General features: G+C 39.0%; 18 protein-coding genes, 1 pseudogene and 1 riboswitch. Of the genes and pseudogenes, 14 read left to right on the top strand and 5 right to left on the bottom strand.

What is annotated here, in order from left to right; genetic code table 11:
* Window positions 1-2 precede the first annotated feature (2 nt).
* From AC59HZ_RS10050 to pssA, 4 genes are all read left to right on the top strand, one after another.
* On the top strand, window positions 3-644 hold the full coding sequence (locus tag AC59HZ_RS10050; protein WP_496545659.1) for a pyridoxamine 5'-phosphate oxidase family protein: 642 nt from the start codon (window positions 3-5) through the stop codon (window positions 642-644).
* Window positions 645-912: 268 nt separating this feature from the next.
* The gene (locus AC59HZ_RS10045; protein WP_496545658.1) at window positions 913-1,695 is read left to right on the top strand and encodes a TerC family protein; all 783 of its coding nucleotides are present in this window, start codon (window positions 913-915) and stop codon (window positions 1,693-1,695) included.
* A gap of 121 nt (window positions 1,696-1,816) precedes the next feature.
* Complete coding sequence (locus AC59HZ_RS10040; RefSeq protein WP_496545657.1) at window positions 1,817-2,455, top strand: phosphatase PAP2 family protein; 639 nt, start codon at window positions 1,817-1,819, stop codon at window positions 2,453-2,455.
* Window positions 2,456-2,491: 36 nt separating this feature from the next.
* The gene (gene pssA, locus AC59HZ_RS10035) at window positions 2,492-3,193 is read left to right on the top strand and encodes a CDP-diacylglycerol--serine O-phosphatidyltransferase (RefSeq protein ID WP_496545656.1); all 702 of its coding nucleotides are present in this window, start codon (window positions 2,492-2,494) and stop codon (window positions 3,191-3,193) included.
* 72 nt (window positions 3,194-3,265) lie between these two features.
* On the opposite strand, the gene qoxD is transcribed toward pssA, so the two are convergent.
* Genes qoxD through qoxA form a run of 4 tightly spaced genes read right to left on the bottom strand, consistent with a single transcriptional unit; the run spans window position 3,266 to window position 7,072 of the window.
* Complete coding sequence (gene qoxD, locus AC59HZ_RS10030; RefSeq protein WP_496545655.1) at window positions 3,266-3,559, bottom strand: cytochrome aa3 quinol oxidase subunit IV; 294 nt, start codon at window positions 3,557-3,559, stop codon at window positions 3,266-3,268.
* Between the two features lies 1 nt (window position 3,560).
* Window positions 3,561-4,166 (bottom strand): cytochrome aa3 quinol oxidase subunit III, encoded by a 606-nt coding sequence (gene qoxC, locus AC59HZ_RS10025; protein ID WP_496545654.1) that lies wholly within the window; start codon window positions 4,164-4,166, stop codon window positions 3,561-3,563.
* A complete protein-coding gene (gene qoxB, locus AC59HZ_RS10020) occupies window positions 4,156-6,132 on the bottom strand; it encodes a cytochrome aa3 quinol oxidase subunit I (protein WP_335716009.1) in 1,977 nt (658 codons plus the stop codon). Before qoxB ends, qoxC begins: the two co-directional genes overlap by 11 nt.
* Window positions 6,122-7,072, bottom strand: a complete 951-nt coding sequence (gene qoxA, locus AC59HZ_RS10015) for a cytochrome aa3 quinol oxidase subunit II (protein ID WP_335716010.1) — start codon at window positions 7,070-7,072, stop codon at window positions 6,122-6,124. Before qoxA ends, qoxB begins: the two co-directional genes overlap by 11 nt.
* Window positions 7,073-7,443: 371 nt before the next feature.
* Between qoxA and AC59HZ_RS10010 the strand changes: the two genes are divergently transcribed.
* The 4 genes from AC59HZ_RS10010 to AC59HZ_RS09995 all read left to right on the top strand — a co-directional run bounded on the left by AC59HZ_RS10010 (window position 7,444) and on the right by AC59HZ_RS09995 (window position 10,938).
* Window positions 7,444-7,749: an iron-sulfur cluster assembly accessory protein gene (locus AC59HZ_RS10010; protein WP_496545653.1), complete on the top strand. Its 306-nt coding sequence runs from the start codon at window positions 7,444-7,446 to the stop codon at window positions 7,747-7,749.
* A gap of 292 nt (window positions 7,750-8,041) precedes the next feature.
* On the top strand, window positions 8,042-9,757 hold the full coding sequence (locus AC59HZ_RS10005) for an ABC transporter ATP-binding protein (protein WP_496545652.1): 1,716 nt from the start codon (window positions 8,042-8,044) through the stop codon (window positions 9,755-9,757).
* Between the two features lie 123 nt (window positions 9,758-9,880).
* Window positions 9,881-10,618: a Cof-type HAD-IIB family hydrolase gene (locus AC59HZ_RS10000; protein ID WP_496545651.1), complete on the top strand. Its 738-nt coding sequence runs from the start codon at window positions 9,881-9,883 to the stop codon at window positions 10,616-10,618.
* 119 nt (window positions 10,619-10,737) lie between these two features.
* Window positions 10,738-10,938 carry a cold-shock protein gene (locus tag AC59HZ_RS09995; RefSeq protein WP_223587819.1) on the top strand — a complete coding sequence of 67 codons (201 nt, stop codon included), beginning with the start codon at window positions 10,738-10,740 and terminating at the stop codon, window positions 10,936-10,938.
* A gap of 59 nt (window positions 10,939-10,997) precedes the next feature.
* On the opposite strand, the gene AC59HZ_RS09990 is transcribed toward AC59HZ_RS09995, so the two are convergent.
* Window positions 10,998-11,201 (bottom strand): hypothetical protein, encoded by a 204-nt coding sequence (locus AC59HZ_RS09990; protein WP_496545650.1) that lies wholly within the window; start codon window positions 11,199-11,201, stop codon window positions 10,998-11,000.
* Between the two features lie 262 nt (window positions 11,202-11,463).
* Between AC59HZ_RS09990 and katA the strand changes: the two genes are divergently transcribed.
* From katA to ribB, 6 genes and pseudogenes are all read left to right on the top strand, one after another.
* Window positions 11,464-12,924: a catalase KatA gene (katA, locus tag AC59HZ_RS09985; RefSeq protein ID WP_496545649.1), complete on the top strand. Its 1,461-nt coding sequence runs from the start codon at window positions 11,464-11,466 to the stop codon at window positions 12,922-12,924.
* Between the two features lie 137 nt (window positions 12,925-13,061).
* Window positions 13,062-14,285 (top strand): CapA family protein, encoded by a 1,224-nt coding sequence (locus AC59HZ_RS09980; protein WP_496545648.1) that lies wholly within the window; start codon window positions 13,062-13,064, stop codon window positions 14,283-14,285.
* Between the two features lie 97 nt (window positions 14,286-14,382).
* Window positions 14,383-14,907, top strand: coding sequence for a CBO0543 family protein (locus AC59HZ_RS09975; RefSeq protein WP_496545647.1), 525 nt, complete (start codon window positions 14,383-14,385; stop codon window positions 14,905-14,907).
* A 121-nt stretch (window positions 14,908-15,028) separates the two neighbouring features.
* Window positions 15,029-15,520, top strand: a complete 492-nt coding sequence (locus AC59HZ_RS09970; RefSeq protein ID WP_496545646.1) for a GyrI-like domain-containing protein — start codon at window positions 15,029-15,031, stop codon at window positions 15,518-15,520.
* Window positions 15,521-15,612: 92 nt separating this feature from the next.
* Window positions 15,613-15,759, top strand: a riboswitch (FMN riboswitch).
* Between the two features lie 124 nt (window positions 15,760-15,883).
* Window positions 15,884-16,543 carry a riboflavin synthase gene (gene ribE / locus AC59HZ_RS09965; RefSeq protein WP_496545645.1) on the top strand — a complete coding sequence of 220 codons (660 nt, stop codon included), beginning with the start codon at window positions 15,884-15,886 and terminating at the stop codon, window positions 16,541-16,543.
* A 15-nt stretch (window positions 16,544-16,558) separates the two neighbouring features.
* A pseudogene (gene ribB / locus AC59HZ_RS09960) lies at window positions 16,559-17,164 on the top strand (3,4-dihydroxy-2-butanone-4-phosphate synthase); the annotation flags it as partial.
* Window positions 17,165-17,258: the final 94 nt, after the last annotated feature.

The following is a 17,258-nucleotide window of genomic DNA, read 5'->3' as shown; positions in this document are numbered from 1 at the left end:
TTATGATACCACGAACACTTGTTTTTAAAGACGTTATATCAACCTATGAAGAGCTTCGAAGTTTGATTGGCACTCCGAGTGAAAGAGCGGAAAAAAAGGTTATCCATTATATTGACGCACATTGTCAAAATTTTATTTCTTTGTCTCCTTTTCTAGTTATGTCAACCACTGATAAAAAAGGAAATTGTGACGTTTCCCCAAGAGGGGATCACTCTGGCTTCGTCATGGTTCTAAATGAGAAACAGCTTCTGATCCCTGAACGACCCGGCAATAAGCGAGTGGACTCAATGAAGAATATTCTCGAAAACCCGCGTGTTGGCCTTCAATTTTTTATCCCTGGATTAGGTGAAACACTGAGGATAAATGGAAAGGCAAGTTTAGTGAAGGATAATGATTTGTTAGAAAAAATGGCGGTGAATGGAAAAAGACCTCTCCTGGGGATAGGGGTTGAGGTTGAAGAATGTTTTATTCATTGTGCGAAAGCAATATTACGTTCTGGGCTTTGGAAGTCGGAAACATGGAAGGATAAAGCCCTCCTTCCAAGGGCTGCAAAAATCTTAGCTGAGCACGCAAACATTGAAGGGATTTCGGTCGATGAAGTTGAAGCAAGCCTTATAGAAGGTTACAAGAATAGACTTTATTAAAATTGACATCCCGAATAATATATCGTATATTAATAGTAATTAAATATTTCCTTTTTAAAGGGGAGTAGCTGCTACAATAAAGTCGTCATTCCGAGAATTTTATTCTCCGGCTTTATTGGCAACATTTACGTTGTTAGCAAGACCTTTACTTTACTGTAAAGGTCTTTTTGTATGCTTTTTTCATGGCCTTTACTGTATACAGTAAAGGCCTATTTTTATGGCATAAGGAGTATTTTGAAAAAAATCTAACTTTAAGGGAGGAATTTTCATGGATTTAACGCTTTTACTTGAGTATGGATGGGTATTATTGATTTTGGTTGGGTTAGAGGGACTCTTAGCTGCCGACAACGCCTTGGTTTTGGCGATAATGGTAAAGCACTTGCCTGAAGAGAAAAGGAAGAAAGCATTATTTTACGGATTAGCAGGGGCGTTTGTGTTCCGTTTTGCTTCATTATTTGCGATTTCTTTCTTAGTTGATGTGTGGCAGGTTCAAGCAATCGGTGCCCTTTATTTATTGTTTATGGCTGGTAATCATATTTTCCGCAAGGTTGTCAAAAAGAAAGAGAATGAAAAGGATGGTAAGGTTCGTAAAGGCGGAAGCTTTTGGAGAACGGTCCTTATGGTGGAATTAGCGGATATTGCCTTCGCCGTTGATTCGATTCTTGCAGCGGTAGCGATGGCAGTTGTCCTTCCAGAAACACCGCTACCAGCAATAGGGGGACTTGATGGAGGGAAATTCCTCGTAATATTTGCTGGCGGAATTATCGGATTAATCATTATGCGCTTTGCCGCAAATCAGTTTGTGAAGCTTTTGGAAAAAAGGCCAGGTCTTGAAATTGCTGCTTTTACCATTGTCGGCTGGGTAGGCGTTAAGCTTGCCGTTTATACTCTTTCACATCCAGAGCTTGCTATATTAAATGAGGAATTTGCCCATTCAACTGCCTGGAAAATAAGCTTTTATATTGTATTAGCTGGTATTGCGGCAGCAGGCTGGTTTTTCTCGAAAGACAAGGAATCAAATCCGATGAAAAAAGAACCAAAGGTTTCATAAATGAGTGAAAGCAATTCCTCTTTGGGGGAATTACTTTTTTACATTTTCTTCTTTTTCTGTTAAGGTGAAAATAAACTAGGGTGGAGGGAATTTTTTCATGATTTTAAGGGCCTATTTAATAATGGCTTTTATTGTTAGCGTTGTATGTATCATAGGCTTTAGTTTAATCTCCTTATTAATCAGCGACCGGAAAATAATCAGGTTTGATCGTGTGGTAATTCAGGTGATTCAAGGTCAAGAATCTCCTGGATTAACAAACGTTATGAAGATGTTTACGTATATTGGTTCAGCAACTTTTGTTATCATTCTTAGTCTGGTGCTTATGTTTTTCCTTTATAAAGTACTGCATCATGGAATTGAACTTATTTTATTTATTACAGCTATCGTTGGTTCTGCCTGTATTAATGGGATTTTAAAGAATATTTTTCAGCGCGTCAGACCGGATTTGCACCGTTTGATTGAGATCGAGGGATACAGTTTTCCAAGCGGACATGCGATGAATGCTTTTACGGTTTATGGGATCATCACTTTTTTACTTTGGCGGCATATTCCAAATAAATGGGGAAGAAGTATTTTGATTGTCTTTAGTATTGTGATGATCCTTTCGATCGGTATTAGCCGTATTTATTTAGGGGTACATTATCCAAGTGATGTTATCGGCGGTTATTTTGCTAGTGGATTTTGGCTGGCTGTGTTAATATGGTTTTTCCAATTTTACAAGGAAAAACGGTATAATAAGAAATATAAAAGCGAGATATGAGGTTCAGAACTGAAAGCTTCGCGGTTAAAAATTGGAGTGATACATATTATTAGAAATAGTATACCTAACTTATTTACACTGTTAAATTTATTTTGCGGTTTCCTGTCGGTGATGTATTCGGCACAAGGTGATTATAAAAATGCGGCCATCCTTATCTTAATAGGGATGATGCTGGATAGTATGGATGGTCGGATTGCGCGAATGCTGAGGGTCGAAAGTGAACTTGGGAAAGAGCTAGATTCATTGGCGGACATTGTCACCTTTGGTGTGGCACCTGCGATGATGGCATATTATTCCTATTTTTCTTATTTTGGGATACCAGGCATGGCGATTTCCGGTCTTTTCCCTTTATTCGGAGCTTATCGATTGGCAAGGTTTAATATTAATGCGGTGAAATCGTCCCTTAAATATTTCACAGGTGTCCCGATAACCGCGGCAGGCGGTCTGTTGACATTGTTAACAACGTTTCAATGGAAGATGCCTGAGATTATCCTGCCTATTTCGTTTTTTGTCTTATGTTATTTAATGGTTAGTACGATTAAAATACCGAGTCTAAAGGATATCCCGCTGCCAAAATACGGGATCCTCATCACGCTTTTCTTAGGATATGCCATTTATTTCGTGTTTAAAAAAGAACAGTACCGGTTTCCATACTTCATATATGTGGCGATTCCTTTATATGTCGCTTTTATCAGCTACCAGCTTGTAAGGACAAAACGAAAACGAAATCCAAAATAACAAAAGGGTGTCAGGCACCAATGTGAAAATTTCACACGGTGCCTGACACCCTTTATTTTTACGTTCTTCTTATTACATCCCGAAAGACATAACCCAAATCGAACCTGCAACAGTGACGACTGCGATGAAGAAGCCGTAAGCTACGTTGATTACCTGTGATTTTCCATCTTCGCCTTCGTTCATGTGCATGAACATGTATAACTGAAGACCTGCTTGGATGACGGCAAGCGATCCAATAATCCAAAGTATGGTTTTAAACGGAAGGGAGGTTTTGATGGCAACTCCTAGTGCTGCAAAGGTAAGCACCAGTGACATAATAAATCCGATTACATGTGTGACAGGGAATCCTTTATGATTTTTCTCCATCTTACGCCACCATCCTTGCTAAATAAACAAATGTAAAGATAAAGATCCACACAACGTCCAGGAAGTGCCAGTATAACCCGATGATAAATGTCTTTCTAGCAGTAACTGGCGTTAAACCTCTTCGGAAAATCTGGATGATGACCATAGTGGCCCAGCCAATCCCCATGGAAACGTGAAGCCCGTGTGTTCCAAGTAATACAAAGAAGCTTGATAAAAACGCACTTGTTTGCATTGTGGCGCCTTCATGGACATAATGAATGAATTCTGTAACCTCCATGAAAACAAACCCAGCCCCAAGTAAAAGAGTGATGATGAACCAAAGTAACAATCCATTACGGCTACCGCGGCGCATTTCATAGATTGCGAGACCGCAAGTGAAACTGCTCGTTAACAGAAGGATGGTTTCTACCATGACATCCTTAATTTCAAAAAGGTCTTTAGGGGTAGGCCCGCCGGCATAGCGGGCATTTAGAACAGAAAAGACAGCGAATAATGTTCCGAATAGGATGATTTCGGCACCAAGGAAAATCCAGAATCCCAAAATATTCATTCTGTTTTGTTCTGTTTGATATTCAAGCGGCAAAGCAGTATTGATGTTAGCTGACATGGTTGTTCACCCCTTTATTCACACTTCTCCATGCCTTTTCAGTTTTCTTGATCTCATCTTTATGAACGTGGAACCCATCATTGTAATCGAATGAACGGATAATCAACCCGGCAAGGATTCCGACCGTGGCCACAAGGGCGGCGAGCTTCCATTCGAAGACCAAGAGGAATCCAGTGATTCCAAAAATAACACCCATATAAAATGGCAGACCTGAATTGCTTGGCATATGGATTTCTTCTACTTCTTCATCTTTTAAAGTAAGACCTTCATTGTGTTTCTTCATATACCAGAAGGCGTCGATTGATTTCACTTCTGGAAGTTTTGCAAAATTATAGAATTGAACTGGAGAAGCGGTAGCCCACTCAAGTGTACGTGCATCCCATGGATCGTTTGAGATATTACGGTCTGCATATCTGGCACTCCAGTAAATGTTATAGCAAAGGGCTCCAAAGCCAATGGCTAGAATAACGGCACCAATCGTTGATACTAGGAATAATGGAGCATAACCAGATTCAGCTGAATAGGTGTAAGAACGTCTGACAGCCCCATCTAATCCTAGGAAGAACATTGGCATAAACGTTAAGTTAAAGCCAATTGTAAAGAACCAGAAATGAATTTTTCCGATTTTTTCATTTAACATGTGCCCAAACATTTTAGGCCACCAGTAATAAAGACCAGCAAATACGGCAAATACTACACCCGGTATTAATACATAGTGGAAATGGGCCACAAGGAAAAGAGTATTATGGTACTGATAATCAGCTGCACCCATTGCCAGCATAACCCCGGTAACACCACCGATGACAAAGCATGGGATGAATGCAAGTGCCCAAAGCATCGCAGTTGTTAATTCAATCCGGCCTTTCCGCATCGTGAATAGCCAGTTAAACATTTTAACACCAGTTGGAATGGCGATCATCATCGTCGTAATGGAGAAGACTGAGTTTACTCCAGGTCCGGCACCCATGGTAAAGAAATGGTGAACCCAAACTAGCATACTTAAAAACGCAATACCAACGATTGAAAATACCATTGAATTATATCCAAACAACCTTTTACGTGAGAAGGTTGAGATAACCTCTGAGAACATCCCGAAAGCAGGGAGTACAACGATATATACTTCTGGGTGACCCCATAGCCAGAACAGGTTCGCCCACATCATATCCATTCCGCCGCCTGAGATCGTAAAGAAATGGGTACCGAAAATACGGTCAAAGGTCATCAATGCAAGAGCAACGGTAAAGATAGGGAATGATGCGACGATAATGACCGAAGCAATGAATGATGTCCAGGTGAACATTGGCATTCTCATTAATGTCATGCCTTTTGTACGCATTTTTAAAACTGTGACGATGAAGTTAATTCCCGTCATCAATGTCCCAATTCCGGCAATTTGCAGGGCAACCGCATAATAGTTATTTCCGATACCAGGCGTAAATTCTTTACCGGCAAGAGGGAAGTAAGCCGTCCAGCCAGCATCTGGAGATCCACCGACAACGAAAGAAATATTAAACAGCATCGCACCGCTGAAGAACAGCCAAAAGCTTAAGGCGTTCAATTGTGGGAAGGCAACGTCACGAGCTCCAATTTGCAGCGGAACGACCACGTTCATTAAACCAATTAACAATGGCATTGCTGCGAACAAAATCATGATAACGCCATGAGTTGTAAAGATTTCATTATAGTGCTGTGCATCTAAAAATTTCATTTCAGGACGCGAGGTTTGCGCCTTCATTAACAGACCATCTACACCTCCGCGGAAGAACATCAATACACCTGAAAGGATGTACATTATCCCAATCCGCTTATGATCAACGGTTGTCAGCCATTCTCGCCACAGCCATTTCCATTTTTTTAAATAGGTTATACCGGCAACTATACCAACCATCGTTAGTACTATAGCAATCTGTGAACCTAGGATTAATGGGTTTCCTACGATGAAAAAGTCATGCCAATTAATTCCCATTGTGTTCACCTCCGTTAGAATCATTCATTTCCGTGTTGTTTTCTTCATCTTTAAAAATCTTACCTTGAACTCCGTGAACCTTGTATAACTCAGGATTTGTATAAGTTTTGGAATTCATTTTCCCATGGTCGACCCATGCTAAGTGGGTGCCAGTAAATGTTTCACGTCCTAAGTGAGTTGGTTTTAAAAGCTCATTGTATTTTTTCTCTGTTAGCTTAGGAGCGTTTGCTTTTACCTCTTTAACCCATTTTTCAAAGTCTTTAGAGGATTTAGCTTCCACAGTGAATTCCATATCGGCATATCCCTTGCCGTTAAAGTTCGTATTTCTTCCTAAAAATTCACCAGGATTATCTGCTGTCAAATAAAGCTGTGTTTCCATTTTGTTCATCGTATATTTTTGACCGCCAAGTGCAGGAACCCAAAAGGATTGCATTGTACCAGCAGAGGTTAATTTAAACTTAACCGGTGTACCAGCCGGAATGTTAACATAGTTCACCGTTTCAATGCCTTGCTCAGGATAGCTAAAGATCCATTTCCAGTCAGCTGAAGTGACATTGATGGTAATTGGTTTTTTATCTTCATAGCCTGCAGGCACTTTTTCTAGTTTATAAATGGTATTTACAGTAGGGATTGTTAAAGCAATAACTATCAAAATCGGGATCGCTGTCCAAATGATCTCTAATTTAGTACTGCCGTGCTCTTCAGGCGGTACGTAGTCTTTATTCTTTGGTGTAGCACGGTACTTCCAAACAATATACCCAAATAATCCAAAAACAACGACAACGACAATTAGCATAAATACGAGTGACCAGTTTATCAAACCAAGAATGTCTCTGGCAGCAGGACCTTTTGGGTCAAATACCACCATTTTGTTGCAGCCACTTAAAAATAAGACAGGCAGGAAAGCCAGCAGGGGGATTAAATAGCCCTTTTTAAACATTTTAAAGCTCCTCTCAGGCAAATTGTTCATTTTTTCACAATCCTTACGTGAATTCATTCACAAACTTCAATAGGATAACTCCATTTTGAAAAAAATACAAGCATAAAATCCAATTAAACTAATTATTATTTTAGATTAATTTTCGGATTAAGTTTCCTCTTTCACAATATTACCAAGATGTCTATGATGATAATATAGGTTTTTGAAAAAAGTTGTGACAAATTTGTTAAGGATTTAAAATGCTAATCATGGAATAGTTTGGAAATATAAATCCACAGCCTTAATCATTGTTGAAAAATGGCTTAAAATTGTCTATTTTAGAATAATAATGAGATAATATTAATACTACATAGAAAGAGGAGACAGGTACGATGAACGTCAAAATTAATCGAATTGCAGCTAAAGCATTGAAAAAAATGATGGATGTGGAGGAAGCGGAAGGAAAGATGTTCCGCGTTTATGTCACTAGTATTCATGGGGATCATGCGCATTATGATTTAATGCTTGATACGCCAACTGAAAATGATGAAGTTGTAAAAACCGATAAGGATATTGATTTTATTCTCGATAAAAACGATGAGTACTTGGATGGTGTTTGGATTCAATACTTCCAAGTGCCAAAAGAGGAATGGGTCATTACCAATCCATCAAAAGGCAGCCATCACCATCATCATTAAAAAAAATTGCCTTGTGCTAAACCAATTATTACAAGTAATGAGGTCTTAATTAAGGACATTTTGAATGGAAACAAGATCAATTTTGTCCTTAAGAGGCCTTATTGAGGACATTTTGGAGGGAAACAAAGCCAATTTTGTCCTTAAGATATCTTAAATTCATCCCACCAAGAAATGCTCACCTAAAACAAATCCCCCAAAAAACACATTTAGTCTTATTTTCAAAAATCTTGAAATTGTTCATAATTTTTTCAAATAATCCTATTATTGCTACTTTTGAACTAAGGAGAATGGTATGATTCGGCGTTTCTTTTCTTATTATTTACCCCACAAAAGGCTATTTATTTTAGATTTTAGCAGTGCAGTGGTGGTTGCGGTATTAGAATTAGCATTTCCGCTCGCAGTAAAGTGGTTTATTGACGTACTGCTGCCTGGAGGTGATTGGCCAACCATTGTTTCGGTAAGCATTGGATTATTCCTGCTTTACTTAATAAGTACATTTCTGCAATTTGTCGTAAATTATTGGGGGCATAAACTAGGGATTAATATTGAAACGGATATGAGACAAGAACTGTTTGAGCATGTACAGAAGCAGTCATTTCGCTTTTTTGACAATACCAAAACAGGACATTTAATGAGCCGGATAACAAATGACTTATTTGATCTGGGCGAACTTGCCCATCACGGGCCTGAAGATGTCTTTATTGCGGTTATGACGTTCATCGGGGCATTCTGGATAATGCTTACCATAAACGTAAAACTGGCCCTCGTTTCAATTTTAGTTCTTCCATTATTAATCTTACTTGTGGTCGTTTGTAATTTGAAAATGAACAAGGCGTGGGGGCAAATGTATTCAAGCATAGCTGATGTGAATGCTCGCGTCGAGGATAGCGTTTCTGGAAGCCGTGTCGTTCAATCGTTTACAAATGAAGAATTTGAGATTGCTAGATTTAGAAAAAATAATCAACGATACCGCGCTGCTAAGCTTGGGGGATATCGAGTTATGTCCTTCAGTTTATCAGGCATTTACATGATGACAAGACTAATTACGATTATCGTTTTAGTTTACGGTGCATGGTTAAGCTTTTCAGGACAGCTTTCCTACGGGGAACTGGTCGGATTTGTACTCTATGTCAATGTCCTCTTTAAACCGATTGATAAAATTAGCGCAATAATGGAACTGTACCCAAAAGGAATGGCTGGATTTAAACGGTTTATTGAGTTAATCGATGAAAAGCCGGATGTAAAAGATACAGAAGAAGCCGTTAAAGTTTCTGAACTTAATGGCAATATTACCTTTCATGAGGTTACATTTCGTTATGACATGCAAAAAACCGTTCTTGAAAATATAAATCTAAATATATGTGCTGGCGAGACCGTAGCCTTTGTCGGTCCATCTGGCGCAGGGAAAACAACAATTTGCTCGCTGATTCCCAGATTTTATGATGTTAACAGCGGCGCTATTTTCATCGATGGACTTGATATTCGAAATATGACAAAAAAATCATTGCGGTCACAAATTGGCATTGTTCAACAAGATGTATTTCTTTTTACAGGAACACTCCGTGAAAATATTGCGTATGGAAAACACGAGGCAACCGATGAGGAAATCGCAGATGCGGCCCGCCGTGCCCATCTTGAGAAATTTATTGCTACTCTTCCAGATGGATACGAAACACAAATTGGGGAAAGAGGCTTAAAGCTTTCTGGTGGTCAAAAACAACGAATTGCCATTGCAAGGATGTTCCTGAAAAACCCGCCAATTTTAATATTGGATGAAGCAACTTCTGCGCTTGATACAGAAACGGAATTGGTTATTCAAGAAGCCTTGTCAGAACTCGCGCAAAATCGAACGACATTAATCATTGCCCATAGGCTCGCAACCATCCGAAATGCCGACAGAATCATCGTCGTGACCGAGGACGGTATAGCAGAAGAAGGCCGCCATGATGAACTGATTGAGCAGGGAGGGATTTTTGCCAATCTCCACCGTGTGCAATACCAGCAATAATCTGAAACTGCGATTTTATCGCAGTTTTTTTCTTATTCATACAGTCAAGAAATTTTGATTTTTATTCATAAAAAGTGTTTACTTAAACAATGAAAACATTTGAAAGGGGAAGTTTATTTCGAAATGGATACCGACATTAAATTGATTGCTCTTGATATGGATGGGACACTATTAAACAACAAAGGAAAAATATCAGAAGGGAATAGGCTGGCAATTAAGGAAGCGCAAGAAAAAGGTATTATTGTAGTTCTAAGCACTGGCCGTTCTTTGCTCACAAGCAGGGAACACGCTGACACTCTTGACCTCACATCCTATTTGGTTACTGTAAATGGCAGCGAAATATGGGATGAAAAACGTGAAATAGTTGAAAGAAATCTTGTTAAATCGGAGCTTATCGAGTGGATGTGGGAGTTGTCTAAACAGCATAAAACAAAATTCTGGGCAATCAGTACCGAACGCAATTGGCATGATGATATGCCTGAGGATTTACATACGAAGGAATGGTTAAAATTTGGCTTTAATATCGATGATGATGCAACAAGAGAGCTGATTAAAAAAGAATTACAAGCTAAAGGGGAGTTCGAACTAAGCAATTCCACCTTAAAAAACATCGAGGTAAATCCATCGGGAATCAATAAAGCAAAAGGACTCAAGATTGTCTGCGACCGCCTAGGAATACAAATGAATCAAGTGATGGCAGTCGGGGATAGTCTAAATGATATGGCGATGATTACTGAGGCCGGACTTGGTGTGGCAATGGGTAATGCCCAGGAGACAGTCAAACAGGCTGCTAATTGGATCACATCAACAAATGAAGAGGATGGAGTTGCCGAAGCCATTCGTAAATGGGTGCTTAAATAAGAAAATTTTCATGTTTTGGAATAAAGATTGTATAGGAAGAAAAAGGATTGGTAAAAATAATCAAGCAAGTATAATTTGCAAAAAAATGTTATGGCTACATGCTAGGAGGCTACAAAGAAATGGAAACAGGTAGAGTAAAATGGTTTAACGGTGAAAAAGGTTTTGGATTCATTGAGCGCGAAGGCGGCGATGATGTATTCGTTCACTTCTCAGCGATTCAAGGTGAAGGCTACAAAACCTTAGATGAAGGTCAAGAGGTTACGTTTGAAATCGAAAATGGACAACGTGGACCACAAGCGGTTAACGTCCGTAAATCATAAGTAACATTAAAAAAACAGACTCAGGTTACTGGGTCTGTTTTTTTAATGTTAGCCTTTCATTAAACACCCATTTTTCTGCGTGAGTTGCTTACTTTTTTCGTTTGCTGGCTTGTTAGTTTTTTCGTTGCTTGAGAACCGCTCATATTCCCACTTCCAGCGGCTGCCTTGTTCTTTTTGTTTTCAAGCTGCTGTTTCATAGCTTCTTGTAAGCTAATTTTCTTTTTTTGTGTTTCAGCCGGATTTACTTGATTAGATTCTGACATAATTGCCTCCTAAAATAGATGATAAATACAGTATAATCTATTTTTTTACATATTAAAATTTAATAAATACAAATTTTTTGGACGTTCTTCCTTAATTTTGGAAAAACGTCCTTTCTTTTTAAAACCTATGTAATAGTGGGTGTAGATGTTTAATTAATGATAATCAATATTAATTTATAATAATTATAAATTAATATTGATTTTAATAAAATTTATATTATAATTTAGTCAAGGGTTAAAAAATTGTTTATGAGGTGATCAAATGAGTAATGAAAACAAATACTTAACAACAGGAACTGGAGCACCAGTCGGTGATAATCAAAATTCAATAACAGCAGGGTCACGGGGACCAATATTAATCCAAGATGTTCATCTCCTTGAAAAATTGGCCCATTTTAACCGGGAGCGTGTACCTGAGCGTGTTGTTCATGCAAAAGGGGCTGGTGCGCATGGATATTTTGAAGTGACAAATGATATGTCAAAATATACAAAGGCTAAGCTTTTTAACGGTGTTGGAAAGAGAACACCTATGTTTATCCGTTTCTCAACCGTTGCTGGTGAATTAGGTTCTGCAGATACCGTTCGTGATCCCCGCGGCTTTGCGGTGAAGTTTTATACAGGAGAAGGTAATTACGACCTTGTTGGAAATAACACACCTATTTTCTTTATTCGTGATGCGATTAAATTCCCTGATTTTATTCATACACAAAAAAGAGATCCGAAAACCCACTTGAAAAATCCAAATGCAGTTTGGGATTTCTGGTCATTGTCACCTGAATCGCTGCACCAGGTCACATATTTAATGGGAGACCGCGGACTTCCAGCAACCTTAAGACATATGAATGGCTACGGCAGTCATACCTTTAAGTGGGTCAATGCTGAAGGTGAAGCAGTTTGGGTGAAATATCACTTTAAGACAGAGCAAGGCGTTAAAAACATGGCGGCTGATGTTGCAGGTAAATTAGCAGGAGAGAATCCTGATTATCATACTGAAGACTTATTTAATGCGATTGAAAAAGGCGACTTCCCTGCCTGGAGATTGCATGTTCAAATTATGCCATTTGAAGATGCCTATAAATACCGCTTTGACCCATTTGATGTGACGAAGATTTGGTCCCACAAGGATTATCCGCTGATCGAGGTAGGACGCATGGTGCTTAATCGCAATCCTGAGAACTATTTTGCAGAAGTGGAGCAGGCAACTTTCTCGCCTGGAACAATGGTACCAGGAATCGAGGCATCACCAGATAAAATGCTTCAAGGGCGTTTATTCGCTTATTCCGATGCCCATCGTTACCGTGTTGGCGCGAACCACAATCTATTGCCGATTAACCGTCCAAAGGTTGAAGTGAACAACTATCAACGTGACGGTGCGATGCGTTCCGACAACAATGGCGGAGGTTCCATTTATTATGAACCGAACAGCTTTAGCGGACCAAAGGAAGCACCAGAACATAAGCAAACAGCCTTTGAGGTTACAGGTGCAGCAGAACAAGCAGCATATGATCAAAACGATCATTACACTCAAGCTGGGGATCTTTATCGACTAATGTCTGTGGATGAGCGGACACGTTTAGTAGAAACAATCGTTGGGGCGATGAAGCCTGTTGAAAGAGATGATATTAAGCTTCGTCAAATCCAGCATTTTTACAAAGCTGACCGAGAGTATGGCGAGCGGATAGCAAAAGGGCTAAATCTGGCCATTCCCCAGGAAGTTAAATAAATCTAGTAAACTATTAAGACCGTTCAGTTACTGAGCGGTCTTTTACCATTAAAGAATATCTGAATTTTCTACAAAAAACGACAGCATTTTCCCTTTTCTCCTATTAAACTTATTTATAAAGTCAAGGGGGGAGAGAATTGTTTAAATATAAAATCTTGGTCATCATGTTGATTTTTATAGGTGGTCAAGTACTATTACACTCAACGGCCTATGGCAAACAATACATAACCTATGAAAAAAAATCGTTTTTCAGTTTTTATGCTGATCAGCTTTTTGAGAGAAATAATAAACAAATTCATTCCATGGATAGGAAACCTTCCTATTATGATCAACTTTTGGCGCTGCAGCAAACACCCTATAATTTCTCAGTTAAACAGAAGGTGGCTTCAACACTCATAGAGGAACCAATTCGGATAACGTTTGCAGGGGATGCGATGTTTGATTGGTCAGTAAAGCAAACAGTCAAACAAAAAGGAGCGGATTATCCTTTCGAATATATTAAAACGGAACTTGATTCCAGTGATTTAAGCGTAGTCAATCTAGAGACATCCATTACCACCGGAGGGACTAAGCAAGGGAAACAATATACCTTTCGTTCAGACCCAATTGCGTTATCAGGACTAAAGAACGCGGGTTTTCAACTCGTTAGTCTGGCCAACAATCATTCGCTTGATTTTGGGCTACAAGGGTTTACGGATACAGTCGCCAATTTAAAGCAATATCAATTGGATTATGTCGGCGGCGGTTTGAACAAAGATGAAGCGTATGCAGCCAAATCCTATAGAATAAAAGGGAAAATTGTTAAAATACTGGCTTTTTCAAAGGTTCTGCCTGACTTTAGCTGGGTAGCGACAACTTCAAAACCTGGACTTGCGAATGGTTATGATATCAGTCTGATCAACCGAACCATTCAAACAGAAAAAGAGGATGCCGATTATTTATTCGTGTTTATCCACTGGGGCATTGAAACGAAGCGCACTCCTGAACCCTTCCAGCGAGAATGGGCAAAGTTAATGATTGATGCAGGTGCGGACGGGGTTATTGGAAGTCATCCCCATGTTCTGCAAGGCTTTGAATATTATAAAGACAAACCGATTGCCTATTCGCTCGGAAATTTCCTCTTTCCAAACTATATAAAAGGGAATGCAGCGCAAACGGGTGTATTACACTTGGATATAAAGAATGAAAAAATTGGGATGACTTTTGTGCCTTATCGTATCTCTAATGATCAAATTGTAAAACAAAATGATCGGGAACAACTTACTGTATGGAATGAACTCCAGCGACTTTCCTTCGGTGATTTGCAAATTCAAGATGGGATGATTAAAGACCCGGCTAGCGTTGCTGAAGCCGGAAACTAGAGAAGCAGAGGTAATTTATTTACCTCTGCTTTTTATGTGATTAATTTACAATTTACTGGAAAAAATACAGGTAATTAGAATGTGAAGGAGAAGTCATGTGAATCTGAACGTGATGTATGGGGCCATTTTTATTTTTTCAGCAATAAAATGGGGTGATTGGAAAAATTGGGGGGCCTATTACCCTACCTTTCTTTTCTTGATGGTTGGGGATTTGGTGTATCAGTTTTTATTTTTTAAACATAGCATGTGGGAATATGTTCCGATTGGAAGCGATAAATTATGGGCAAAGCACACACATATTGCTTTCTTAGTTATGTTAATAAAATATCCTGTGACGATCAGTATTTTTCTCGGCCATATGCCTAAGGCGGTTTGGAAAAAAATGCTTCATATCCTGGCTTGGACTCTTGTCTATACGATAAATGAATACACAGATCTGAAATTAGGAGCCATGGTCCATAAAAACGGCTGGAATTTATGGTGGTCTGCATTTTTTAGCTTTGTTATGTTTTCTGTTTTGGCTGTCCACTATAAAAAACCATGGTTAGCTTGGATCCTATCAGCGATATATGCTGCTTTTCTATGGAATATATTTAATATTTCACAAGATATTTTGAAATAATTCCTTTCGCGCGCAACCTAGGACAACATAGGTTGTTTTTTTGATGGAAATTTTTATGAAATATTATATTAACCGAATTATTAAGGAGGGATTTGAGTACTAAATTTAGAATATTTATAATATGATGATTTTAAAAGGGGGGATTTGCTTGGGAATCCAAGTAATAGAAAAAGAAGAGATAAAAGTAGTTGGAATTTCTTGGAGTGGAACTTATTCAGAAGCTGAGCTCATTCCGAGTCTATTTAAAGAGATGGAGAATCGTTTAAGAGAAGTTCCCCATCAAACGGAAGAGCCAGTGTTGATTGCGCCGTTTCATAGCAGGGAAACGGAGTTTACCTATTATGTCGCGAAACCGGTAGAAAAAATTGAAGCCATCCCAGAAGGCATGGTGGGATTTGCTATCCCGCGAAAAAACTATGTCGTTGGAGTCCATAAGGGCAGAACAGAGGAAGTTAAGAATACATATCTTAAAATGTTCGAATGGATGAAGGAATATGGCTATGAACAGGATCACTATGCTTTAAGTATAGAAGTCTATAAAGAAGAACATAAACAACAAAATGCAAATGGAGATCTCCATTTTGAAATTTATTTACCTGTGAAAACATATTAAAATAAAAGGACATTCCAGAATTTTTCTGAAAATAGGAGTCCTTTCCCTTTACTCTTTTATTAAAGTATACTACCATAGAAAGTATATTTTAATAATTCCTTCGGGGTAAGGTGAAATTCCTAACCGGCGGTGATGAAGCGATGCTTCTTAGTCCGTGACCCGGTTAACGTACTCGTTAAACGGTGGATCTGGTGAAATTCCAGGGCCGACAGTTAAAGTCTGGATGGGAGAAGGAAAAAACAGGGTTATGAAAAGGTCAAAAATTGCCTGTTTCTAAGCCTTGCTTTCCTATTGTCTTTATTTGGACCCTGAAGTGTAAATCCTTCAGGGTTTTTTGTATTCCTTTATAAAGGAGAAGAAAAAATGTTTACCGGAATTATTGAAGAAATTGGGTCAATCATAAATATTCAGAGGACAGGAGAATCGTTTGTACTAACCATTGACGCGAAAAGAATTCTTGAAGACGTCCATCTTGGTGATAGTATTGCTGTTAATGGTGTATGCCTGACTGTGACCTCCTACACGAGAAATCGCTTTACCGTTGATGTAATGCCGGAAACCGTTAGGGCTTCGAGTTTAAATATGGTTAAACGTGGTTCTAAGGTCAACCTTGAAAGAGCAATGGCTGCTGGAGGAAGGTTTGGTGGTCACTTCGTTTCAGGGCATATTGATGGTACAGGAATCATTAAAAGCAAAAAAGCATTAGAAAATGCCGTATATTATGAAATTGAGGCAGACCCCGAATTATTAAGATATATCATTGTAAGAGGATCTATAGCAGTTGATGGGACTAGCCTTACCGTTTTTGCAGTTTCCGAAAATAGCTTTACCTTATCTTTAATCCCGCATACCCTTGGTGAAAGTATATTAGGGCAAAAAGACTCTGGTGATATCGTTAATTTGGAATGCGATATGATTGGCAAATACGTGGGACATTTTATGAATAATCCTGGAAAAAATAATCAGCACAAAAGTAGTGGAGGAATTTCCGCTAAATTTTTAGAAGAAAACGGCTTTTATTAAAAGGAGTGATTATCCGTGTTTGATACCATTGAAGCAGCAATTTCTGATTTAAAAGAGGGAAAAGTGATCATTGTTTGTGATGACGAGGGTCGGGAGAATGAAGGTGATTTTTTGTCGCTCGCTGAAAAAGCGACACCAGATGTTATCAATCTTATGGCTACCCATGGAAAAGGCCTAATATGTGTTCCAATTGATGAAGAACTGGCACAAAAGCTGGAACTTGATCCGATGGTTTCAAAAAACACTGACCCGCATGGAACCGCCTTTACCGTAAGCATTGACCATAAATTTTCAACTACAGGAATTTCAGCATTTGAACGCTCAGCAACGGTCCTAAGCATGATTGATCCGGAATCAAAGCCAGAAGATTTTAAAAGACCGGGGCACATTTTTCCACTTGTCGCAAGAAGCGGGGGGGTTCTTAAGCGAACAGGACATACCGAAGCGGCCATAGACCTAGCTAAACTCTGCGGCTCAGCGCCAGCGGGAGTCATTTGCGAAATTATGAATGAAGACGGAACAATGGCCCGTGTCCCAGAACTTCGAAAAATTGCTGATAATCTAGAAGTAAAAATGATTACCATTGAAGATTTAATTAATTACCGAAAGAATAAAGAAAAAGATACTGCAAACAAATTCTAAAGAAATAAATTTTTTAGAAATTGATGATTGGAGCGGAAGGTGCTCGACTCCAGCGGGAGTACGGAGCAGGGGA

This window comes from Neobacillus sp. DZ-9 (assembly GCF_059587065.1).
The sequence above is the reverse complement of the archived record's forward strand: the minus strand, read 5'-3'. Positions and strand labels throughout refer to the sequence as shown.

Bases quoted from the DNA above. Each gene is read 5' to 3' on its own strand.
- AC59HZ_RS10000 (WP_496545651.1), top strand. From the start codon at position 9,881: ATGGATACCGACATTAAATTGATTGCTCTTGATATGGATGGGACACTA.
- AC59HZ_RS10045 (WP_496545658.1), top strand. From the start codon at position 913: ATGGATTTAACGCTTTTACTTGAGTATGGATGGGTATTATTGATTTTG.
- qoxA (WP_335716010.1), bottom strand. From the start codon at position 7,072: ATGTTTAAAAAGGGCTATTTAATCCCCCTGCTGGCTTTCCTGCCTGTC.
- katA (WP_496545649.1), top strand. From the start codon at position 11,464: ATGAGTAATGAAAACAAATACTTAACAACAGGAACTGGAGCACCAGTC.
- qoxD (WP_496545655.1), bottom strand. From the start codon at position 3,559: ATGGAGAAAAATCATAAAGGATTCCCTGTCACACATGTAATCGGATTT.
- AC59HZ_RS09990 (WP_496545650.1), bottom strand. From the start codon at position 11,201: ATGTCAGAATCTAATCAAGTAAATCCGGCTGAAACACAAAAAAAGAAA.
- qoxC (WP_496545654.1), bottom strand. From the start codon at position 4,166: ATGTCAGCTAACATCAATACTGCTTTGCCGCTTGAATATCAAACAGAA.
- AC59HZ_RS10040 (WP_496545657.1), top strand. From the start codon at position 1,817: ATGGCTTTTATTGTTAGCGTTGTATGTATCATAGGCTTTAGTTTAATC.
- AC59HZ_RS10050 (WP_496545659.1), top strand. From the start codon at position 3: ATGATACCACGAACACTTGTTTTTAAAGACGTTATATCAACCTATGAA.
- qoxB (WP_335716009.1), bottom strand. From the start codon at position 6,132: ATGGGAATTAATTGGCATGACTTTTTCATCGTAGGAAACCCATTAATC.
- AC59HZ_RS10005 (WP_496545652.1), top strand. From the start codon at position 8,042: ATGATTCGGCGTTTCTTTTCTTATTATTTACCCCACAAAAGGCTATTT.
- AC59HZ_RS09970 (WP_496545646.1), top strand. From the start codon at position 15,029: ATGATGATTTTAAAAGGGGGGATTTGCTTGGGAATCCAAGTAATAGAA.
- AC59HZ_RS10010 (WP_496545653.1), top strand. From the start codon at position 7,444: ATGAACGTCAAAATTAATCGAATTGCAGCTAAAGCATTGAAAAAAATG.
- AC59HZ_RS09995 (WP_223587819.1), top strand. From the start codon at position 10,738: ATGGAAACAGGTAGAGTAAAATGGTTTAACGGTGAAAAAGGTTTTGGA.
- ribE (WP_496545645.1), top strand. From the start codon at position 15,884: ATGTTTACCGGAATTATTGAAGAAATTGGGTCAATCATAAATATTCAG.